The sequence below is a fragment of the Clostridium sp. genome, assembly GCF_050717635.1.
GTDB lineage: Bacteria > Bacillota > Clostridia > Clostridiales > Clostridiaceae > Clostridium_AD.
This window is the reverse complement of record NZ_JBOITO010000007.1, coordinates 114854-135900: the sequence shown is the minus strand read 5'-3', so window position 1 is coordinate 135900 and position 21047 is coordinate 114854. Positions and strand designations below refer to the sequence as shown.

Annotated in this window: 18 protein-coding genes, 1 pseudogene and 1 riboswitch; of the genes and pseudogenes, 7 read left to right on the top strand and 12 right to left on the bottom strand. The window is 28.7% G+C overall.

Going from position 1 to position 21047, the window contains the following annotated elements; genetic code table 11:
* Positions 1–12 precede the first annotated feature (12 nt).
* The 6 genes from ACREWB_RS03915 to ACREWB_RS03890 all read right to left on the bottom strand — a co-directional run bounded on the left by ACREWB_RS03915 (position 13) and on the right by ACREWB_RS03890 (position 3722).
* Positions 13–795 (bottom strand): EFR1 family ferrodoxin, encoded by a 783-nt coding sequence (locus ACREWB_RS03915; RefSeq protein ID WP_431546175.1) that lies wholly within the window; start codon positions 793–795, stop codon positions 13–15.
* 38 nt (positions 796–833) lie between these two features.
* On the bottom strand, positions 834–2099 hold the full coding sequence (gene guaD / locus ACREWB_RS03910) for a guanine deaminase (protein WP_431546174.1): 1266 nt from the start codon (positions 2097–2099) through the stop codon (positions 834–836).
* Between the two features lie 125 nt (positions 2100–2224).
* Positions 2225–2325, bottom strand: a riboswitch (purine riboswitch).
* Positions 2326–2374: 49 nt separating this feature from the next.
* On the bottom strand, positions 2375–2503 hold the full coding sequence (locus ACREWB_RS03905; RefSeq protein WP_431546173.1) for a hypothetical protein: 129 nt from the start codon (positions 2501–2503) through the stop codon (positions 2375–2377).
* 105 nt (positions 2504–2608) lie between these two features.
* Positions 2609–3217, bottom strand: coding sequence for an Rpn family recombination-promoting nuclease/putative transposase (locus ACREWB_RS03900; RefSeq protein ID WP_431546172.1), 609 nt, complete (start codon positions 3215–3217; stop codon positions 2609–2611).
* A gap of 44 nt (positions 3218–3261) precedes the next feature.
* A complete protein-coding gene (locus ACREWB_RS03895) occupies positions 3262–3513 on the bottom strand; it encodes an ABC transporter transmembrane domain-containing protein (protein ID WP_431546275.1) in 252 nt (83 codons plus the stop codon).
* A gap of 68 nt (positions 3514–3581) precedes the next feature.
* Positions 3582–3722, bottom strand: coding sequence for a hypothetical protein (locus tag ACREWB_RS03890; RefSeq protein WP_431546171.1), 141 nt, complete (start codon positions 3720–3722; stop codon positions 3582–3584).
* Positions 3723–4073: 351 nt separating this feature from the next.
* On the opposite strand from ACREWB_RS03890, the gene ACREWB_RS03885 reads away from it, so the two are divergent.
* Positions 4074–5516 (top strand): transposase, encoded by a 1443-nt coding sequence (locus ACREWB_RS03885; RefSeq protein WP_431546170.1) that lies wholly within the window; start codon positions 4074–4076, stop codon positions 5514–5516.
* Between the two features lie 406 nt (positions 5517–5922).
* On the opposite strand, the gene ACREWB_RS03880 is transcribed toward ACREWB_RS03885, so the two are convergent.
* The 3 genes from ACREWB_RS03880 to dinD all read right to left on the bottom strand — a co-directional run bounded on the left by ACREWB_RS03880 (position 5923) and on the right by dinD (position 7672).
* Positions 5923–6108 (bottom strand): hypothetical protein, encoded by a 186-nt coding sequence (locus ACREWB_RS03880; protein WP_431546169.1) that lies wholly within the window; start codon positions 6106–6108, stop codon positions 5923–5925.
* A gap of 14 nt (positions 6109–6122) precedes the next feature.
* Complete coding sequence (locus ACREWB_RS03875; protein ID WP_431546168.1) at positions 6123–6419, bottom strand: ABC transporter transmembrane domain-containing protein; 297 nt, start codon at positions 6417–6419, stop codon at positions 6123–6125.
* Between the two features lie 395 nt (positions 6420–6814).
* Entirely contained in the window at positions 6815–7672 is an 858-nt protein-coding gene (dinD, locus tag ACREWB_RS03870) for a DNA damage-inducible protein D (protein ID WP_431546167.1), read from the bottom strand.
* Positions 7673–8572: 900 nt separating this feature from the next.
* On the opposite strand from dinD, the gene ACREWB_RS03865 reads away from it, so the two are divergent.
* Together ACREWB_RS03865 and ACREWB_RS03860 are read left to right on the top strand one after the other, a co-directional pair.
* Entirely contained in the window at positions 8573–9262 is a 690-nt protein-coding gene (locus tag ACREWB_RS03865) for a hypothetical protein (protein WP_431546166.1), read from the top strand.
* A gap of 176 nt (positions 9263–9438) precedes the next feature.
* Entirely contained in the window at positions 9439–9852 is a 414-nt protein-coding gene (locus tag ACREWB_RS03860; protein WP_431546165.1) for a hypothetical protein, read from the top strand.
* A gap of 213 nt (positions 9853–10065) precedes the next feature.
* On the opposite strand, the pseudogene ACREWB_RS03855 reads toward ACREWB_RS03860, so the two are convergent.
* From ACREWB_RS03855 to ACREWB_RS03845, 3 genes and pseudogenes are all read right to left on the bottom strand, one after another.
* A pseudogene (locus ACREWB_RS03855) lies at positions 10066–12234 on the bottom strand (Tn3 family transposase); the annotation flags it as partial.
* A gap of 15 nt (positions 12235–12249) precedes the next feature.
* Positions 12250–13038 carry a DUF4158 domain-containing protein gene (locus ACREWB_RS03850; RefSeq protein WP_431546164.1) on the bottom strand — a complete coding sequence of 263 codons (789 nt, stop codon included), beginning with the start codon at positions 13036–13038 and terminating at the stop codon, positions 12250–12252.
* Between the two features lie 13 nt (positions 13039–13051).
* Positions 13052–13579, bottom strand: a complete 528-nt coding sequence (locus tag ACREWB_RS03845) for a tyrosine-type recombinase/integrase (protein ID WP_431546274.1) — start codon at positions 13577–13579, stop codon at positions 13052–13054.
* 1422 nt (positions 13580–15001) lie between these two features.
* Here ACREWB_RS03845 and ACREWB_RS03840 point away from each other — a divergent pair.
* The 4 genes from ACREWB_RS03840 to ACREWB_RS03825 all read left to right on the top strand — a co-directional run bounded on the left by ACREWB_RS03840 (position 15002) and on the right by ACREWB_RS03825 (position 20850).
* Complete coding sequence (locus tag ACREWB_RS03840) at positions 15002–15202, top strand: hypothetical protein (RefSeq protein WP_431546163.1); 201 nt, start codon at positions 15002–15004, stop codon at positions 15200–15202.
* 14 nt (positions 15203–15216) lie between these two features.
* A complete protein-coding gene (locus ACREWB_RS03835) occupies positions 15217–16455 on the top strand; it encodes an AMP-binding protein (protein ID WP_431546162.1) in 1239 nt (412 codons plus the stop codon).
* Between the two features lie 58 nt (positions 16456–16513).
* On the top strand, positions 16514–20140 hold the full coding sequence (locus tag ACREWB_RS03830) for a non-ribosomal peptide synthetase (protein WP_431546161.1): 3627 nt from the start codon (positions 16514–16516) through the stop codon (positions 20138–20140).
* A gap of 92 nt (positions 20141–20232) precedes the next feature.
* Positions 20233–20850, top strand: coding sequence for a hypothetical protein (locus ACREWB_RS03825; RefSeq protein WP_431546160.1), 618 nt, complete (start codon positions 20233–20235; stop codon positions 20848–20850).
* Positions 20851–21047: the final 197 nt, after the last annotated feature.

The window sequence follows — 21047 nt, the reverse complement described above, 5'->3', positions numbered from 1 at the left end:
CTTTCTTTATTTCTAAATGAAAGTCTCTATTTCTTTTCTTTCTTTAGCTATTATTTCTAACTTTTTCATAAAACTTTTAATGGACTCTTCTGTTATATCTCTTGCATTTGTAGGACATATATTTATACAAGCTCCGCAGAAAATACATTTGCTGTCATCAGTTAGTCTAAAATCTTTTGTATCTATTGCATTAACAGGACATTTTTCCTCACATAAACCACATTGTATACATCTTGAATCTCCTATTGGCGCTATATGAGATACTAAAGGCTTATAAGGATAGCTTCCTTTTACAAAAACATCTTCCGTTTCTTCTATTTGTACAATATCTCTTATTTTATCTTTTATTTTATTTGCATATTCTAATATCTTTACATTATCTTCACTATCAGGCCTATTAGTAGCAATATTATTATTTTGACAATGCTCTCCAATGATTGCAGCTCCAGAAATAACCTTCATATTTGATTTTTTTAAACCTTCTGTTAATTCTAATAATGCATCCCCATAATCTCTATTACCATAGCTTACTATTGCAATAGTAGGGGTACTATTTCCTTCAATATTTTTAAATATTTCATTACAAATCACTGGTAATCTATCAACATATACTGGAAAACCTATTACAACTAATTCATCCCTTCTAAATTTCCTTTTTTTATTTCTTGATTCTAATGAGGTTAAATCAATTTCCTCCACAGCATATCTTCCAATACCTTCTGCGACCTTATTTACTATTTTTTTAGTACCACCATTAGGTGAAAAGTAAATTACTGTAACCTTCTTTATATCCATTTTCTCATCTCCTTTATGCCTTCAACAAGTACATAATATCACATTGGCTCAGAAAGCAGTTTTCCAGCAACATACCGTTTTGTTATATTTCTGTCATCTCCGCAGTATATGAATCTCTGGAGTCGCTCCTCAACGCTTCTGAAATCCCTGTCACCAAGATTTTCATCATCTATTACAATAGCATCTAGTGAATATCCCTCCTCGAAAGATCCCACCTTGCCAAAGAATTCTCCGCCCCCTTTTGTTCCCATATAGAAAGCTTCTGACATTGTAAGGCACCTTTCAACCTTTCCACTATTAAGCCAATTTATCTTCGACGCTTGAACTGCACGGTTCATTACCTTATATATACCTATCTCATGACCTGCACCTATATCTGTTCCAAGTCCAACCCTAATTCCAGCATCAATGAATTTCCTTGCTGACATTATGCCTGATGACAAATTGTAATTAGCATTTGGGCAGTGTGCAATGAAAACATTCCTTTTTGCTAGTAGTGCTATCTCTTCTGGTGTATTGTGTACTGCATGAGCCATAATCGTATTTTCAGTCAAAAGATTCATTCCCTCATATACGTCTGCGTATGATTCAAATTCTGGATGAAGTTCTTTCACCCATTGGACCTCGCCGTCATTCTCAGAAAGATGACTTTGCACTCTAAGATTATACTTTTCAGAAAGCTTGGCAAGACCCTTCATTAGTTTTACTGAACATGATGGAACGAACCTTGGAGTTATTATAGGCTTTACAAGATTGTATTTGTCCTTCGTAGCCAATATCCATTCTTCCGTAGATGATAGCGATTCCTCAGTTGACTCTACATAAAAATCCGGCGAATTTCTATCCATATTAACCTTTCCAACGTAAGCCCCAATACCCGCCCTATTAAAGACGTCCATTAGAACTTCAGTCCCATTTCTGTGAATTGTAGAGAAAAGTACAACGCGAGTGGTTCCATTTCGCCACAACTCCTTTGCAAGATTTGTATAAAGCCTCTTTGCGTATTCTTCATTGCTATATTTAGCTTCTTCTGGAAACGTATACTTATTAAGCCATTGCAGCAGTTCCTCATCTAAGCCAAGGCCCATATTCTGAAACTGTGGAGCATGCATGTGCATATCTACGAATCCAGGAATTATTAGTGAATCACCAAAATTATTAACTTCAATCCCCTTTAAGTGGATTGGAAGTTCTTTGAATATTCCTATAACTTCTCCATCAGACTCTACAAGATAGCTGTTTTCATAGATTTCGAACTTTTCACTAGAAGCTGTGAAAATTATATTGCCTTTAAGTGCTTTCATAATTATCCTCCTCTTTTTTTTTATGGATTGTTAGATAACGTAATAACTAAGCTCACTTTTAGATATTCATAAAAAAACAGGTCGCTAAGTTAAATGACTATAGAATAATTAAAGCTAAATTCAGCATAGCTTGAAATTATTCTTGTAGTCAGGTAATTTTAAGCAACCTGGTAGAGACTATTAGAGCATATTTCTAATATATACAAGATAATATTTAATTGTTTTATAGCTTACACATTTAATTATATACCATTTTTTTAAAAAATTCTTGATATCTAATTATATTCTACACCATTATTAATAAAAATCAAACAACCTATAAAGATACTTATAATTTTTTTGATTTTGCCTTCTTCTCTTCCTTCTTCCTTATAGTGCAATTTTCTAATCTCGTCTAGTGTCATTTTAAATGCACCTCCTTTTAAATTTTTATATTCTTCATATCTCTTTTCAAAAGTAGGATCTTTAGTTAAAAATAAGTATCCTAAAAAATCTACTAATGCTTTTATTTAATCATTATTTTTAACTTTATTATAAGTTGATAATTCATCTGATAGTTTTATTTTTGCCTCATATATATCCTCGTCTCTTGTACCCGTTTCTAATAAACTTTTTGCCATTTTAAAAACTAATTTAAGTGGGTTATCATCACTAATATTTTCAAGTTCTATTTTTTCTACATCAATAGTTTTAAAGTTATATATTAGTATTTCATCTTCTAACTCTGGTAATTTATATACATAACTTTTATCTTTTCCACTATCACCTTTATAAGTATATATTGCTGCAGCTACTATTTCTGACCTATCTTTATTTTTATATCTGAATTTATCCCATATCCTATAAAAGTATCTAAACATTCTTTCTCCAAAAATTTCTTGCTTACTTCTATAGCTTTGTACTTCTACATGAATAAATAAGATCTTACTTCCTTTATCTTTTAATTTCACCTTTATTATTTTATCTGATATTATGTTTTCAGCGCTATCTTTATCAAATATGTCCTTTTGTATTTCTTGCAAATCTTTATCTAATGATTCTGTTCCGAGTTTCCAATCTATTTTATTAAATATTTCTGGAAAAAGCAATTCTACTATTTCTTCTTCAAATGCCTCCAAAATTGATTTCTAAGCTGCATCAAAATCATGTTTTTTCGTTAAAATTATTCACTTCCTTGTAATACTGTTGATATAACTTCGGAAATAGAACCTTGTATATTAGATAGCACTCCTGTTTTAAACACAATTCTAAGATTTTTTACATACTCTACTTGTAACTTTTCTAAGGTCTTCCCTTCAGCCGCATCAACCTTTATTGTTTCTATTCCTTTTAAGCTTTCAATAATATGGCTACTTAGCCTTGCTTCTGCCTCCATCTGTTCAAAATTAATCTTTTTGTATGGTCTTTTGAATATATATATAAGTGCTTCACTAACGCCTTGCTATACTGGTGTCGTTTCAAATCCCTAAAAAAAGAATCACATTATTTTACTATAAGTTTGTTAATAATTAAATCAGTCCTTTTGTTATAATTATCACAATTCTTTAGTAGTTCTTCTAAATCAGATATTACATATCTAGAATCAAAATTTTCAAATTTACCTCCCCCTCTCAATACTTTCAAGGTATTCATCGCCCTTTTAATATAATCATATTTCATTATAGATTTATACTTTAATAAAAATTTTTCAAACTTTTCATAATCACTTTGAAATTGTATATAATTGCCTAGCGAATATTCATGCAATAAGAATTTATATGAAGCCTTAATGTTTTTCTCAACTTTTCTACCAACCTAAAATTCATGTTCTCTAATTTCGACACAATTTGAGTTACCCCTAGGGGTCCTCACAGATTCCGCAGAGATAAATAAAAACCCGCTGAAAGTGTTATAAATCAATACTTTCAGCGGGTTTAGCTTTTTTCACCAAATTCTTTTTGTAATTGTAAGTTAAATTTGCATCTTTTATGAAAAATGGACAAAGAAATAACATCCCCTTATAATATAGTTTGCACACCAAAAAAAGGAGATGTTACTATTTTTAGATTCAAATTCCAACAAAAGAAAAAATTATTAGAAAGTGAATTCAAAAAATCCAAGAAATTTTTAAAGTATATTAAAAGAGTATTTCATTTTTATGATATTGTCAAGAATCAAAAGGATTTAAGGAAGAAACAAGATGTAAATACAGGTGTGATTTTTATGATTTTATTTTGGGGGTTTGTACTTAGGGTAGAGAGTTTTAATAGATTAGAGAAGATGATTAATTATGGAGTTTTTAACCCGTTATTTCCTAAAAGAACAAAATTACCAAGCATAGATACAATTGCTCGAACTCTAACAAAATGGGATTTAGAAGCTTTAGAAAAAAGCTTTCAAACTATAAATTCTATATTAGCTAAAAATAAAACTTTTAAAAAAGGAACTATAGATGGATATACAGTATGTGCCTTTGATGGAAGTGATATTATAAATAGTGGCGAAAAAAGAAAATGTAATAGTTGTGTACTTATGAAAAATAAAACAGGCTATCATTATGTTCATAAAACAGTTGTAGCAATGGTTATTGGCAGTGAGATAAATTATATTATAAAACAAAATATGCTGAAAGTTGAGTCTGAAAAAATAAAAGTAAATAAAAACACATATAAAGAACACATTGTAACGAAATCCGAAGGAGAACACACAGGTGCTATTACATTGCTCGAAGAGCTTCCATCGTGGATAGATACTATTGCTTTTGATTCGCTATATTTTACTGCCCCTTTTTTCAAGGCTGTATTGCATTCAAAAAAACATGCTGTTATAAGATTAGAAGATAAAACAAGAAGCATTCATAGAGAAATAGCGCATTTTGCTCAATACCATTCTTGCAATGATAGCTTTACACATAAGGTGAATAATGTAAAAACAACCGTATACTATTGGTTTAAAGATACTAAAATAAAGGATTCAACTATACCTGAAAATCATCCTGAAAAATATACTGATATAAGAATATACAAGTTTACAGAAGTCATTGAATCCACTGTTCTAGGTGAAGAGAATTACTCATTTAGAGAGGTTTTTATAGGCACAACAAATAAAAATATGAATCCAAAAACGATACTTAAAATTGTTCATTTGAGATGGAATATAGAAAATTCATGTTTTCATCAACTTAAAAGCTACTGTAATTTGGAACATTGTTATAAACATGATCCAGTAACTATAGAGTCAATTTTAAACATAATGTTCATGGCCTATAATTTGATGCAAGCATTTTTATTTAAGAGATTAAAAAACTTTAAGCATCAGTTTTCAAAAGGCAAAACTACAATAAAGTGGTTTGTAGAAGAAATACTATATGAGTTAATAATACTGAGTTTTTTAATTAAATATACCTTTGTAGAAAGAGCTTTTTTAGATACAGAATAAATTATTGATGCGGTATTTTGTGTAGTAAATTCTCACCTACACCTCAGGAGTGATGACTTTTCATGCTAACAAAATATTTTACAATTAAATAAAGGTTATTTTATGGGGAGGGGGAGTTATATTCATTTTTAAGCTTTATTTTAAAATTTAATTGGTAAATTAGTTATTATAAGTAAAAATACCCTTTATAATTATTTAAAGACTATTTTTACAATTTAATTGTAAGTTGTTTGCGGAATCTGTGAGGGGTCCTTGGCGGACCAACAGGCTGCCTTGCTATCCCCTTTGGTATTTTTATACTTAAGTTTTTTAGAACAGGTGCTCTACTGCCCTATCTAAAGGTAATATCGTTAAGTTCTATGTCTCCATCAATTTTTTCTATGTTAATTTTATTTTGATCGTCATCCTATTCTCTTTCTACTTCATATATCTCTGATATTCTCTTTAACGATATACTTGCCTCTTGTATACTAAGCTGAAGACTTACTAGTCTTCCTATTGGCCCCATAAAATAACTTGATAATGAAGTAAAAGCCATTAAGCTCCCTAAGGTAGTTTTCCCGTCTATTACCATAGTTGCTCCTATAAACATAAGAACCAAATTTCCTACAGTTGATATAGCTGAGGAAATAGAACTTTGTATGTTAGATAGTACCCCGTTTTAAAACCAATTCTAAGGTTTCTTACATACTCTACTTCTAATTTTTCTAAGGTCTTTCCTTCAGCCGCATTAACCTTTATTGTTTCTATTCCTTTTAAGCTTTCAATGATATGGCTACTTAGCCTTGCTTCTGCTTCCATTTGTTCAAGATTAATTTTTTTATAAGGTTTTTTGAATATGTATATAAGTGCTGCGCTAACTATGGTAAAAATCAAAACAACTATAAATAGCGTTTGATTCATTATGTATAGTCCTACTGCGGAAGTTAACGCCTAGTTAATATCCATAATCAGTGACAGAGTTTGAAGTGAACAAACTTCGTTGCTAATATTCTATAAATATTTTGAAAACACCCTTTAACGACGAAAAACCACTGAAATATATTTAAATATTTCAGTGGTCTAACCCCCTGGCTACAGCCAAGTTTTTTTGTTTCTATTTTTTTCTCAATCTTTTAATTTTTCGACTAAATTTTTTCACTCTAAATATGCATCAGATGTCTCATCTTCGCCTAGCTTCGTATTTTTTGTTCACGAGATGTTCACATAACCCGGAGGTTTTTGGGAGGAGCGGAGTGACGAGCTTGCTAAATACGATTGATTTACATAAATTATCAGCGCTAGCAGTCATCTACTTGCTACTCATCTAGCATCAATTTATTCTTTGACTTCTTTAGTTTTTTTATTTGTTCCCGCTCAATTTCTGTAATACTCCTGGTTGGTGTTGGTATATCTTCTGGCAATGTGCCTCCAACTCGTTTGATTGTACTTCGTACTTCACTTCCAACAATAAAATGTGTTTCATTTGCTGCATCAGCGGTACAAATTCCATCTTTTTTTAGTTTTTCTTCTGTCTGAGATATTCTAAAAAGGTTTGCTATTAATTCTGTACTACTCATAAAATTAAGAATTTTTTCATTTTCTTTTAGCCCTTTTTTACTATGAATACCTGCTACAGTTAAACCGCCATAAAGTCCAATATAACCAGCATTTTGAAAAGTTGCATATTCCTCATTTGTTATAACCCCTGCATTATGCGCCGTTTCAGCTAACATTTGATTCCATTGCTTTATATCACCACGTACAACAAGTCGTTTATTTTCTTCATCAAGCTGATTAAAATAGTCTGCAACTTCTTGTCTCCTAGTTTGGATTGCAAAGTATGTTTGCCCCAATGCTATTACTTCTTTTCTAGGATCACCATTTTGCACTATTAAATAGCAAGCATATCTAGTTATTTCATAATCTATTACTTGTTTTACTCCGCCATTTGGCATTTTCGATGTTTTGCTTACCTCAGCAAAACATCGGTCAACATCATACCCACTATTTTTACATGAAAGCATAGCCTTATCAATCACTTTTGCAAAATTTCGCCATTGTGTATATTCAAGCACATCCGCGAGTTCTCTTGCATACCAAAGTTCTGAACCATTTTCGTCAACGTATTTTATATTTTCAAAATTTATGTATTCTTTAGCTTCTAAATTTGCCATCCCTCTGCGCTCCTTCTGCAATCTTTATTTTTTAAATTACTTTTATTATATCACAAGGATTTTTCCTTTACACTACTTTTAACCATTTAGATAATGTCGTTAAACTTCCTAAGGTAGTCGTTCCATCTATTACCATTGTTGCTCCTATAAACATAAGTACTAAATTTCCTACAGTTGATATAGCTGAGGAAATAGAACCTTGTATGTTAGATAGTACCCCGTTTTAAAACCAATTCTAAGGTTTCTTACATACTCTACTTCTAATTTTTCTAAGGTCTTTCCTTCAGCCGCATTAACCTTTATTGTTTCTATTCCTTTTAAGCTTCAATGCAATAGCAACAAAATCCATGCCCGTTTTTTCATTGAGTTCTCTTAATTTAAATTTATTAGTGTTATTTGTAACATATATTCACATTCAAATGTTTTTGTTAATTGTATGAATATTGTACCATTAAATTCTACTTTAATAAATAAAATGAATGTAACACAATGTCAATTGAGTTACTTTCACTTTGAGTCTATTATTAGGTTTTATAAGTTTAATAATATTTGTTGGAGCTATGGTGTAATCAAATGAGGTTGTTAATGTGGGTGTACAAGTTGTTAACCGAATAGGTACTATATAATGTACCAATATAAGATAATAACGTTACTATACAAGGTTTAAAACACATTATACTATAGACACATTTTTAGATTTTTTTCTAAATGTTTAATATAGATTATATGAAAAAATAAAGTTTTTTCATATAATGTGAAACTTTTTTGAAAGAACTTTATCTAATATATAAGTGATCACTTATTAAAGCATAAAATTTTTATTAGATCTAAAAAAAGTTCTGGCAATAAAACATACAAAGAACACAGTAGAAAAAAATTAAAAACAGGGGGAATATATTAATGAAAATTCTTAATAAAAAAAGCATATGTCTACTTTCTGCACTTGCTTTATTAGTAACTAGTTTTTATAATGTTAATAAAGTACAAGCAATAGAAGCGAATCCACCTAGTGGAAGTGAGATTACTACTAATATTGCGTCTGAAGTTGATTCAATAAAGAGTGAAGAAATTCTAACAAAAGATCAATACTGCGAAAGATTAGCAAAATACGAACATATAACACTAATACAAGCAGAAGAAATAGTAAATAATAGAGAACTAGATTCTTTAAATGGTTTTAGTAATGCATCCGTTATTCAACCTTTAAGTGGTCCATGGGTAGTTTATAAGCAAGTTAATTGGACTCAGACTCTAGCTAGTGCAGATGGTGCTAGTTGTAAAGTAACTATGGGGTGTTTAGCTACGGTAGAAGGTTATAATAGCTTTAAATCCATAGAAGCTGTAGAAGGTGAATATGTTTTGGCTAGTGGAAGTGGTTCTTTTGATTGGGTAAATGGAAACGAAGTAGCTAAAATAATTAATAATGGTGATGCAATTTATATGACATGCGCTGGAACAATAGAAGGAGAAGTTTCTGCGAGTTTAGAAGCTGGATTTGAAATGGCAGGTTTTACAGTTTCAGGTGGAGTGTCACAGACAATAACAGTTAGAAAATTTCATACAATGGCCAAATATTATTACTTACCATAAATTTTTTTTGATACACCCATATACATGTTAAAAACATAAAAATAGTGGGCTAATTTCAAAATAATAATTTTATAAGTAATAAAGCACTCTTTATGAAAGAATATTCTATACCATTTCTATCTTTAAGATAAAAATGGTATAGAATATCTTATTATTAGTGAAAGGTGGTATTAATATTGAAAAAAATTATTGGGATAATTATTTGCACTATTTTAGTTTTTACAGCTGTTGCTTGTAATAGCAATAATACAAATAAATTAGTTTATGTAGGTAAAGGGAATGAATGGGAAGCCACTGTTGAGTTTAACACAGGTGGAATTTGCAAAACCGTTGTAAAATACTTAGGTAATGACAAAAAACCCATGGAAATTAAATTTATAACAGAATGGATATCAGGAAATACAAGTAGCGGAATAGGTGAATATACTGAAAGTCATGATAAAATTGGTGGATTAATTATACAAACTGACAACGATGATAAAATAAATGGAAACATAAAGAAGTATAAGAATAAAGATAGTTTAAAAATAGAGATTGAATGGAATAACAAGAAAGAACAAATTGATTTAATAAAAAAGACTACCTCATAATTGGACCTTTCTAAATTTAATATACATGGACGAATATTTGAGATGTTATTTATACCAAAGTGCAACACTTTACTAATTCTACCAAAATAAAAAACCATTCAAGATAACCTATATTTTAATAACGGGGTAGTGCTCGCAATTTGTGCAAAAGTCCCATTAAGAAAAAACAGTTACCATAAATTCAAGTTAATTGAAATAGGTAACTGTTTTTTATTAGATTGATTTTAATGGTCTCATATTATTTACTAAATCATAATCACAATTATCATCAAAATTATACTGTCCAATAAAATTTATATGTTCCCATCCTAAAGGAGATATATGCTTCATATATAATTCATTAACTTCTTCTGTTTCTTTTAGTTTCTCAATAGCTTTAGGTAAATATAACGTATTCCAAAGAGTTATTGAATTTATAATCATGCTGAGAGCAGTAGCTCTTTGTACTTGTCCTTGAATATCTTTCTCATAAAGCATTCCGTGCTTTCCAAAAAATAAAGCTCTAGCCAAAGCATTTATTGCTTCACCTTTATTTAATCCAGTATTGATTTTCCTTCTGAAATTCTCATCCGAAAGATAGTCTAATATGAAAATTGTTTTTTCTATCTTTCCAATTTCACTTAATGCTTTCGCTAAACTATTTTGTCTTGAATAGGAGCCTAATTTACTCATTATTAATGATGCTGAGACTTTACCTTGTTTTATTGAATGGGCAAGTTTCAATATATCATCAAAGTTCTCTTTTATAATATTGATATTTATCTTACCTTTTATAACTGATTGAATATTTTTAAACTCTTCTTTTTTTTCAACATAATATAATTTGCAATCTGATATATCTCTAAGTCTTGGTGCAAATCTAAACCCAAGCAAATGAGTTAATCCAAATACTTGGTCTGTATATCCAGCGGTATCAGTATAGTGTTCTTCAATTTCAAGCTCTGTATTATGATTGAGAAGTATATCAACTACATGAATTGCATCTCTTGAGTTTGTATTTATAACGCCTACTCCAAATCTAGAGTATTGATCACTTACAGCTGAATACATAGTTACTCCCTTTTCAAATCCATAATGTGGATTATACGATGCATTTAAAGTTTCAACCCCTGTTATAACTCTTACCCCATCTGATGATGAAGTAGTACCATCACCCCAATATCTAGCGTAAGGTTGCTTATGCTGACAGTTAATAATCTCTGTCATAGCTTTATCTAAATTATCATCGCTCATTCTCCAATTAGCAACATTACTCATCTGTTTATATGTTATTCCTTTTACTGCTTGCTCCATTTTTTTGAGACCTATATTAGTACCAAGTCCCATAAGAGTCGCTATTATACAACTTCTTTCAGTATCTTTAGGTTCTTTATTAGTTGAAGTATGTATTAACTTTTTATCAAACATTGTATGTTTGCAAGTATCTATTAATATATCTGATAAATTTACTCTAGGCATTAAATTATAAATTTTAGTAGATAATTTTTTTGCCTCATCTGGAACTGCTTTCTCTAATTTTGATAATACAAATTTATTATTTTCTATTGATACACCTTTAAGTTTTTTTATATTATCAGATACGTATTTTAATTTGTTATTTAATAGGGTCAATCTATCAGTTAAGTATTCTTCAACATCTAAAGGTACTTTAAAATCAATACTTTCTTCTTTGTATTTTAGCCATTCTGATTCATTCATAAGATACTCTTCAAATGGGATATGCTGCTTACTTCCGATAATAGATATATCTCCAGAACGAATGGCATTTTTAAGTTCAGTGAATGCTGCTAATTCATAATATTTTTTATCTATATTTCCCTCTTGGTCATAAACATATTCTTCCCATTGACTAGTTACAAAATCTAAAGGAGCATCATTTGGCATCTTTCTTTTACTTGTGTTGTTAACTTCTTTTATAGTTTCTAATGCTTTTAATATAGGTGTTCCTGACTTAGATGCTTTAAATTCAAGCACCTTTAATAATCTAGGAGTATACCTTCTAAGATTACTATACTTTTTAGCTATTAAATCTAAAGTGTTATATTCTTTAGGTCTAGTAATTTCAGATATTTCGGCTATTGATTGTACAAATGCTTCCCAGGGCATGATATTTTCGATATTCTTAAAATCAACTGAAGTTTTCCCTTCTTCTTTGGTTTTAATTATCAAATTTCCAAGCTCCACATAATTGTGAAGACCTAAATTTGCTTTTTTTCCATTTTTTTTAATAAGATTCTCTTGCTCTTTTTTACCAAATGATTGAATGTTTTGTACTTGAATATCATGTATTTGAATCGCTTGATCTATAAGCTTTTCACAAAATTTAATTAAATATATTGAAAGAATAGAATATCTTTTTTTAGCATCAAACCTTTTAAAATCATACGCTTCATATTTTCAACCCAATTTACATAACTCTTCAATTTTATTATTATGAATACTACCTAAATCAATATTTTCTAACGCTAGACTACGAATGTATTCAATTCTATCAGCAATTTCATTAAAAGTTTTTGACGATGACTTGCCTGGTACTGCACGTAACCATGATAATTTAGTTTTTATATCTCCATCCTGAACTGTTATTAAATTATCTAATTGCTGTTTGTTTGCAATAGTTACTGAATTATCTATTAAATTAAAAATAGAATCTTGAATATCCTCTTTAACTTGCCAAACTATTTGTTCAATACTTCTTATTGAAGGAATTATTACTTTGTTTTTTCTTAATATATCAAGTGCATAGTTTACAAGCCTAACAGAATTGGTTTCACTTTGAGTTATTAGCATGAGTTCATCAAACAAAAATGCTTCTATATTTTTATTATATTTTTTATAATTAAATAATTTACAAATAGATTCTAAATGCTCATATTTAGTATTTTTTCTATTAAAATATTTATAAAAGTCCTCTGAATCTACATCTAATTGATTAGCAACATAATGTATTATTTTCATAGGTATATTTGTGAATTCAACTAATGGCCATCCTGAATGTCTTAAAATAGTTAATTGTAATACAAACCCAAGTTTATTATAATCAAATCTATAAGTACTTATTATATCCATATCTTCAACACTTAAAGTATAGTAATAAACTAGTTCCTTTTCTGTTATATCATCTGAAATCTTCATTAATTCAGCTCTTTGGTTAGTTGTTAATAATTCTCTTCTGTTTAAGTACATAATAAAATCCTTTCTAGAATTGAACTATAGAATATAGTTCATCCTTTTGCTCTTGATTTATTCCTATATACTTTAAAGTAATAGTTTGGTTACTGTGGTTAAATGTATCCATTATGAGACCAATATTGTAACTGCTTGCCTTGTATGTCCAATACCCCCAACTTTTCCTCAAAGAATGTGTTCCAAAATTCTCTATGCCTAGTGAATTAGCAGCATTTTTTAATATCCTATAGGCTTGTACAGTACTTATATGCCCACCTTTTTTACTAATAAATATATACTCATTAAGTGTAAGTTTAGATTCTATAATGTAATTTTTTAATGCACATTTTATTTCTTTATTCAATTTTATTTTCTTTTCTTTACCAGTCTTCTGCTCATTTAATGTGAAATATTCTTTAAATTTTATATTCTCATTGAATATGTCAGAAACTTTAACTTTAACTACATCACCAATTCTTAATCCAGTATTCAATTGAAATTTACATAACAGCCAGTCTCTATCAATTTTACCTTTTAAAAATATAAGTAAATCATTTATTTTCTATTTATCTCGTATAGGTTCTACTATCAAATTTTTCCACTCACTTTCTCTTTTGCTCTATGTAATATTTACTACTTATATAATATAAAACATTACATAAAAATGCAAAAGAAAAAAAGCTTCGTTATAAAAATTAACTGAAGCCTAGATGTATCAGTAGGTAACGATATATTTAGTAATGTAATATTTATTGTATTTTATTACATTAAAATTTTTAAGGAATCCACTATTTTTACCATATATTTGCTTAAATGTTAGTCAGCTTTTCTTAACGGTACTTTTGCACAAATTGCGAGCCCTACCCCTTATTGGACAAAAAGCTACTATAGGTGCAAATGCCTTTATTATTGAATCTGTGCCTGCTATGTCAAGAGTAAGTGTTAAAAGACCAGAACTTACTATCAAAATTAAAAGCAAAGATGTTACAATGTGTTCTCAAGCTATGCTTTTAAATTCATGAAATAAAAACCTCTCCTCTATTTGAAAATAGCAAATATTATTCAAGATAAATACATTAGCACAGGGGATATTCAGAAAACTTTTTAAAGTTAGCTCAGGCGATACTGGATACCCTTTAGCAATAATGTTATAAGACATCTAAATCTAAAAGAATTTTTTTATTCCATACCTATCCAATCACCCGACAAAAGAACTAATCTAAGAAAATAAAAAAGCTCTTTTCTATTATCATAAAGCACCCACTTTAAGTTAAGATGAGGGGTGAGATATTATTTTTTAGCGGCCTTCTGCAACCTTACGCTCACTTTAATTTAGATTCATAACTAAATTAATATTATTTCATCATTTAGTACACAAAGTATTTGCATACGAAGCCATTTGACCCTATCACTGCTCTTTCTTAATTATAATTTTGGTCAAGGTCGGTCTTTCCACGTTCATTTTAACCTTGATTAAAATTATAATTAAGAGCACTATTTTATTGGGGCAAATGGCGGTTACCAAGATTATATGTATACAATGTACAATAGGTTCAGATTACTCGTTTCCTGCTCTTTTAGTATAGATAATCCGACAATGTTGGCGGTACCCCTAATATAAAATCTTCAAGAAAAACATTAAATTAACACTGGTATATTTAATGTTTTTCTTAAATATATCACTATTTTTGTAACAAATATCTTAACGTATAAAATTCGCATTTCGCGGTTACTACCCCAATTAGCCTTAATCATTTATTTTTCTCTCTAATTCACACGTATAAAAGATATTTATAAAACAACAAACCTTAAAACTTTACATATATGTAAAGTTTTTTTAAAAAAGATATTGACTTTGTATTAAACTTCTTTATAATGTAGTAATACACATATATGTTATTTAAAGTAACATATATGCGTATATAGTAAGTTATATTAGCCCACTGGGAATACAGTAATTAGAATATTGGAGGGGTTATTTATGAATCAAATTAATATTTTTTGGAAGGAATTCAAAAACAGTGTTATGAAGTATCCAGATAAGATAGCGATAGAGGAGGCAGATAGTAAGAGCATTACATATAAAAATTTAGACGATTTGTCAGATAGAGTTGCAGTATTTATACAAGATAATAATGAAAAATTTTCAGATTATATTTGCATTAGTTCAAAAAAACAATAATAACAATAGTAGGTATGTTAGGAATTTTAAAGTCAAATAAGTCTTATGTACCAATTGATGAAAAAATGCCAGAAGAAAGAAAAAAATACATTTATGAACAATGTGAAAATAGTTTGTTAGGTTATGAAACAATTAAAGAGATTATTAATTGTATAGATTTAAATGTGGGCAATTTAAATGTGGACAATTTAAAAAACGAAATATCAATGGAAAATTCTGCTTATGTTATATATACATCGGGTTCAACTGGAAAGCCTAAAGGTGTGGAAATTACATATGATAATATGATTAACACATTCATTTCAATGAATAATAAATTTAATATTAACTCAGAAGATATAATTATTAATTTAGCTCCATTTGATTTTGATTTGTCTGTTTATGATATATTTAATACTTTAATGTTAGGAGCAAAGCTTGTAATAATTGAAGATAGTAGAAATACACCTCATATCTTAGAAATAATTATGTCTAAAAAAGTAACCGTTTGGAATTCAGTGCCTATGGTAATGGAAATGACAGTACTTTTTCTACAGTTTAAACGTGATATGGAATCCTTTTGTTCTTTAAAAACTATTTTATTAAGTGGTGATAAAACTTATGTTTCTACAGCTCAAAAAATACAGCAGTATTTTCCTAATGCAAATATAATCAGCTTAGGTGGTGCTACTGAATGTGCTATTTGGTCAAATTATTTTGAATATTCAAAACTCGCTACAAATGAGGAGATAATACCATATGGTTATGCCTTAGATAATCAAGAGTTAGTAGTTTTAAATGATAAACAGGAAAAATGCGAAGTTGGTGAAAAGGGTGAAATTTATATTGGTGGAAAAGGAGTAGCAAAAGGATATTTTAGAGATAAAAGAAAGACTATTCAGTCATTTTTAGATTTAAGAGAAATAGGACGATGCTATAAGACTGGTGATTTAGGCATTATTACTGAACATGGATATATTAATTTCTTAGGAAGAATTGACAGGCAAAAAAAGATAAGAGGGTATCGAATAGAATTAGATGAAATTGAAAATGTTATTAGTAGTCTTATTGATACAAGATGTGCGGTTGGAACTATAAATAATAATATAATTGCTAAAGTTGTAGAATATCCTACTCTAAATATTGAAAGTTTGAGAAGCAATATGGCAAAATATTTATCAGAATATATGATGCCAACTGAAATTATAAAAGTAAAAAATATTGATTTAACTAAAAATGGAAAGATAGATTATAAGAAAATATTTAGTGACTAGCATTAAATATTGATTTATTAAAAATACATTTAAGAAATATAGAGTAAGGGGCGTTAGGATGGATAAGAACTTTTTATTAAACTCTCTGGGGGTTAATGGATGTAATTACATGAATAGAGAGTATGTTTTGGCAACAAAAGCAATAGTTTTGGAAAATGAATTTCCACATTATAAAATTGACGAGGAGATTAATAAAATTGTAAAAGAATCTGATATTTTCAACCTTACATTTAGTATTACAGAGAATGGCGTGTTTAAAATAAAAGAAAAGGTATTTAAGAGTATTAATTTTGAAAAGGTAAAGATAGAGTCAGATAAAATAGAAGAACTTGAGAATGAGATGTTAAATAATAATTCATGGCTAGAACCCGAAGGTTATTTATATAAGATTGTTCTTATAGAGGGAATGAAGGATAAAAAAATAGTTATTTATTTTATTGTACACCATAGTATTATAGATGGTATTGGAATATATAATTTGTTAAACAGGTTATATCTTAAGTTGATTGGAAAAGATCTTACCAAAGTAAATGATACAAATGAATATCGTCTTACTGAAAAAATGATAGAAATAAATCAAGGTTTTTGGGATGGTAAGAAAATAAAATTCAGTAGTTTAATTAGAAATAAAAATCTGGAAGAACTAGGAGTTGAAAACATAGATTTTACCCCAGAAGAAGTTAGTAAAATAAGAATGACAGAGGAAAGAGTATTGAATTCAAGTTTGATGGGACTAGTTAGAAGTTATCCAATATTTTATTCAGATGAATATGATAAATTTGCTATAGACTTTGCCGTAAATCTCAGAAGAAAAAATAAGAATAAATCATTGGGGATGTTTGTTAATATATTGCCAATGTTTTTTGAAAATATTTATGAGTGTACGATTAAGGAAAGTGAGGAAAAAATTATTTCTGAACTTACTAGTTTGGTGAGATATTCATCTTATCAGGTATCTAAAGTTGGAGAAACTTATGCAAATATTATGTTTTCTTATATTCCTATTGGAAAATTATTAGATGAAAATTTATTAAACCAAATGGATGTAAAATGGTTACAAACTGGAAGAGGTCCATATAATTTTGCTTTTACAGTATTTGAAGCTCAGGATAGTATATCTATACGTGTAGATTATAAAAAAACACAATATTCATCAAATGAAGTAAAAGCATATCTTGAGATGATGAAACAATATATTATTGAATATGTAAAGTATTCAGAAGATGAAAAGAAAACTAGAAAGTTCAGCGACAGTAAATTTGTTAATATAGATTATAAATCATTAAACTCTAATCTTAATGATGATGAGGAATGTTCATTTGAAAAAATTCTAGATAAATCATTTAAAAATAATCTTTCGCGTAACGCAATAGTGACTCAAGATAGAACTATTACTTTCAAACACATTCTTATAAATGTACTTAATAATGTGGATAAGATTAAAATACGAATAGCAGATAAAGAGCCAGAAGTTATTTTTATCTATGGTAATCCTTCCATTGAAAGTTTTGTAATGATGATTACAGCTATATATCTAGGAATACCATATATGTTTTTGAATTCGAAAGTTCCCAAAGAAACTATACTTATTCTAAATAAAGAATTTACAAATTTATTCTTTGCTAATGAAGAAATTGCAATTATTGAATATCAGGAATTTCCTAAGTTATTAGAAAATGAATCTTTTGAGATTAATTTAAGTAGAGATATTTTTATTAAAAATAAAAGTGGTATATTAACTTATTTTTGTACATCAGGAACGACTGGAGAACCTAAGGTAATTCCGGTAAAACGTAAAGGTGTATATAATTTGATAAGCAATCCTGCGAATGAGTTTATTGAAAAAAATGATGTATCATTATTATTATCTTCATTAACTTTCGATTTAACTGTGGATCCTATATATAGAACTTTTTTAAAGGGTGGAACATTGGTAGTGATTGATATAGAGAAGATCTTTGATGAAGAATATCTATTGGATTGCATTTTGAAAAATAAAGTTGACACAGTGTTAGGTACACCCTCAGCATTATCAGGTATAAGTGATATTGTGTATGAACACTTGAGAAAAGTTGGAAGCGTTGGTGAGGCTTTGACTAAACCATTAGCTAATAGATTAACTAGTTTTGATAATCTGAGGATATTTAATTGTTATGGACCAACAGAAGCAACCTGTTATTGTCATTTAATTGAAATAACAGGTATGGTATATTCAAATGATGGTAGAGATGTTCCTATTGGAAAAATAATTGATAATATGAAATCATACATTGTAGATCCTTTTGGGGTTGTATTACCTAATGGTATAAAAGGTGAATTGGTTTTAGCTGGTGTAGGGGTACTTGACAATTATTACAATTATAAAGGTAAAGATAGTGTATTTTGCAATATAGCTGGTAATAATTATTATAAGACTGGTGATATCTGCTATTTTGAAAATGGTAATTACTATTATAAAAATAGGAAGGGAAGACAAGTTAAAGTAAATGGATATAGAATAGAATTATCAGCTGTTGAAGAAAAGATGCAAAGCTTTTTTGAAAAAACTTTTAAAGTTGTGATAGTAAACTCTATGCTAGTATTATTTCATGAAGAAGATGTAGAAGTAGAAAAAATCATTGGACAAGCAGGAAAATCATTGCCTAATTATATGATTCCAAAAAAGTTTTTTAAAGTAGATAAATTACCTATGAATAAGAATCAGAAAATTGATGTGAAAAAATTAAGAGAAATGTATGAAAAATATAATTCCATAAAAACATCTCAAGAGTTGAGTAGTACTGAGGCTTTTGTTTATGAAATATTTGCAGAAGTAATGGGTATTAATAATTTTTCATTAGATGATGATTTATATGCTATTGGCGGTAATTCATTGATGGCCATAAAAATAAGTGCTTGTTTAAAAAATAATTGTGATTTTGTTGAGTTTGATACTGTAATGAAGTATCAAAGTGTTAGAAAATTGGCGAGATATATTGATAGTATAGATTTAACAGAAAAGATATATCAATTTAAAGGTGAATTCAAGGTTGAATATGAACCTACTGAAATGCAAATGGCAATGATTTTAAAGCAGATTAGGGATAGTAAGGATACTACATATATAGTAGGATCACTTATCAAAATGGATGCATCAGATATTTTAATTGAAAAAATTGAGTCATATATATATTCGAAAAGAGATTTCCATTTTAATGCTAGATACGAAAAAGGCCGGTTTTTAATGCATTATAATGAAGATTTTAAAATTGTTCATAAACAGTTGGAACTGAATGACTTGAATGAACTTAAGGGGAAAATTAAACCATTTAATATTCTAACAGATTCTTTAGTGAGAATTACGGATATTTGCATTAATGATAAAACTAAATATGTTTTATTTGAAATGCATCATTTAATTTCAGATGGAATAACTATTTTACAGATGCTTCATAAAGTATTTACAATAAGTGAGCATACAGATAAAGAGGTTTATTTTTCAGAAGCAAGGGATTATATGAGATATAAGTATAACCAGATTCATGAAACTGAAAAAGAAAACTTTGTAAAAATATTAAGAAATTCGTTGCCTTCTATGCTTAGTGAAATGAAGAGTAAGAAAGACATAACAGTGTTAGAGGACATTTATATTTGCAGTAAATCATACTTTTTAGACATGAATATCAGCACCTTTAAATATATGTAGAAAAGCACAAGATGTATTGAATACAACTTGTGCTTTTTGTTTAGGATTAAACTACTACGAAAAACCCTAAGAACATCATAATACAATTAAATATGGATTTCAATAGTTTTTGTGAAGATTATGAAAAAAAGTATTTTAAAGGTTTTTCTAAAAGTTCAATCCGAAAGGAATTAAGTATACCAGAATCAGATAAACTCAAGAAAAATGGTACGTTTAAACGAGGAATATATTTTACAGTAGGGAATAATTTAGCCTATAGAAGAATAAAAATACAAACATTATTATGGGAAACGGCCTCCGGCCAAAAGATATACATAAGTGTGTTTCCATCGTTTGTTGTAAAATACAATAAAATCTCTACAGATTTAATTGAGTTTATCAGTACAAATGTAGGAAAGGGTGAAAATGTTTTTAATTACATAGAGGATTCTGGAGACTTATTAGAGTGCGAAGATATTTTAATAAGATCATGCCAAAGAGTGAATAAAACAGTAGAATGTAAAAAATTCTCAGCATTGCTTAATGCAAAGTATACCGAAACATTCAATACCACATTAAACTGCATTAAGTTTAATGACTATTTGAAAATTAATTTAAAATTCAAAGAAATATTTATACTGTTATTAACAGGAACTGTATGCTCTGAAGCACTTATATTAAAAGGCGGTAGCCTTTCTTACCTCAATGGATTTTTCAAATTTTTAAGATAGTTTATGACCTTTCAGACGTCTTTATTCTTAGGACAAGTTCTTAAAATAATACTATTTCGCCTATCTTTCTTCTTTATTCTACCTCGAAAATAGAGGGTTTTTCCTTTCCATAATAATTCTATAAAAACTTAATTTCAATATATATCATTTTACCTCCACTTATATTTTAAATTTGATATAGCAAGAATTTTTTATTT